Source organism: Microcystis sp. M53598_WE2, from assembly GCF_030067735.1.
Classification (GTDB): Bacteria; Cyanobacteriota; Cyanobacteriia; order Cyanobacteriales; family Microcystaceae; genus Microcystis; species Microcystis aeruginosa.
In genome coordinates this window covers 1-2,156 of sequence record NZ_JASJFE010000588.1, presented here as the reverse complement: position 1 = coordinate 2,156, position 2,156 = coordinate 1, and the positions used below count along the sequence as shown (strand labels likewise).

The 2,156-nt window shown below is 39.4% G+C and carries 2 protein-coding genes; both read right to left on the bottom strand.

Annotation, left to right across the window (positions count from 1 at the left end; translation table 11 throughout):
• A partial coding sequence (locus PX636_RS11915; RefSeq protein ID WP_288117328.1) for a tetratricopeptide repeat protein occupies nt 1-1,069 on the bottom strand: 1,069 nt, incomplete at its 3' end.
• 62 nt (nt 1,070-1,131) lie between these two features.
• The coding region (locus PX636_RS11910; RefSeq protein ID WP_288117327.1) for a tetratricopeptide repeat protein at nt 1,132-2,156 on the bottom strand (1,025 nt) is incomplete at its 5' end.

Genomic DNA, 2,156 nt, shown 5'->3' with positions numbered 1-2,156 from the left:
GTAAAGCTTGCTCATACTGTCCCATTGACTGATATAATACGGCTAAATTATTCAGAGAATCAGCATAGTCGGGGTGGTCAGTACCTAAACTTTTACCACGAATTTCGAGAGCTTGTAGAGAGAGAGGTAAAGCTTGCTCATACTGTCCCATTGACTTATGTAATACGGATAAGTTATTCAGACAAGTAGCATAGTCAGGGTGGTCAGTACCTAAACTTTTACCAATAATTTTGAGAGCTTGTTGATGGAGAGGTAAAGCTTGCTCATACTGTCCCATTGACTTATATAATCCGGCTAAGTTATTCAGAGAACCAGCATAGTCATGGTGTTCAGTACCTAGAATTTTACCACTAATTTCCAGAGCTTGTTGATGAAGAGGTAAAGCTTGCTCATACTGTCCCATTGACTCATATAATATAGCCAAATTATTTAAAGAATTAGCATAGTCAGGATGCTCAGTTCCAAGATGTTCACTGAAAATCTCTAGCGTTCTTTGATAAAAAGATAAAGCATCTTTATACCGTCCCATTAACCCATATAAATTAGCTAAATTATTGAGGGCAGCAGCGTATTGAATATGGTTAGTTCCGAGACTTTCACTATAAATTTCTAGAACTTGTTGAAAGAGGGGTAAAGCTTCCCTATACTGTCCTCTTGACTTATATAATATGGCTAAATTATGTAGATATTCTACATCTTTTGGATGGTCATCATCAAGACTTTGACGACCAATTTGTCGATCTGATGAATCGAGAGCGCCAAGTTGTTCTTCTGTACTAATAATACGACGTTGACGATCTGCACTTGGGTTGTCTAGATATTGTGATCGGGGGCTGTGAAGCTTGCCCCAATCTTCATCTTCAGAACTAGCTAGGTAGAGGATAATTTGTGACCATGGAGTTGAAAAAAATTGTTTAATTATTTCTAATACTTGTTGAGCCTCTTGTAGTCTTCCTTGTTGCTGGAATATATCCACCGCCTTGAATAAATCCGTACTCGCCCCCTGTAAATCGTTTTTTTGAGCTTTTTGTATCCCTTGTTGAACGAAATCTTCTGCTTTTGAAGTCATAGATAATCAAACCTCTAAATAATAAATTGATATATGGTAAAAATTGTACGGAGACAAAATTGTCAAAACTCGTTCGCCTCGATCTTTTGTTGTGTGAGTGTACCTAACAGATTCGGCTCAAGAAAGATGGTGTAATTTGTATACTCTGGAATGGTGATCTCTTGGTCAATTTTGCTGTAAGAACCCTGAGTGCCAAACAGATATTTATCTCCGTACCACCTTTCCCCCATAGCTAACTTGATTATATAACTCCCTGGTGGAATGGGCATTTTATGGGAGTTACCCTTTACTATTAAGAACCAGCAGATCTCCTTCTTGGTGCTTGTATTCTCTAATTTTATCACCAGATTTTCTGTTCCCTGTGACGGAATAATTTTGAGTGTACTGCTGGTTGCTCCCCGATTGAATTTGTACACTCCGTAACCATTTTTAGGGAGGGGTAATCTTGACGGTAATCGGCTACCAATAACTTGCTTCAAATTAGGGTTAAGGCGTATCGCTTGTTCATAATCTGTGAGTGCTTTTTGATACTTTTTTAACCAATAGTAAGTATCCCCTCGTTTATTGTAAGCATCAGCCAATTTAGGATTGAGGCGAATGGCTTCGGTATAGTCGGCGATCGCCTGTTGGGATTCTCCTAACCTATTATGGACGATGCCTCGATTAAAGTAAGCATCAACCAAGTTAGGATCGAGGCTAAGGGCTTGGGTATAGTCGGCGATCGCTTTTTGAGATTCTTTTAACCGATTATAAGCAAGTCCCCTGTTAAAGTAAGCATCAGCATAGTTAGGATTGAGGCGAATGACTTGGGTATAGTCGGCGAGTGCTTTTTGGTATTTCCCTAATTGTCCATAGGCAAGTCCTCGGTTAAAATAAGCATCAGCCAAGTTAGGATTGAGGCGAAGGGCCTGGTCAAAGTCGGCGATCGCTTTTTGGTATTCTTTTAAGTTATTATAGGCAGTCGCTCGGTTAAAGTAAGCAATAGCATTATTAGGATTAAGGCGAAGGGCTTGGTCAAAGTCTGCGATCGCTTTTTGAGATTCTTTTAAGTTATTATAGGCATTCGCTCGGTTAAAGTAAGCACTAG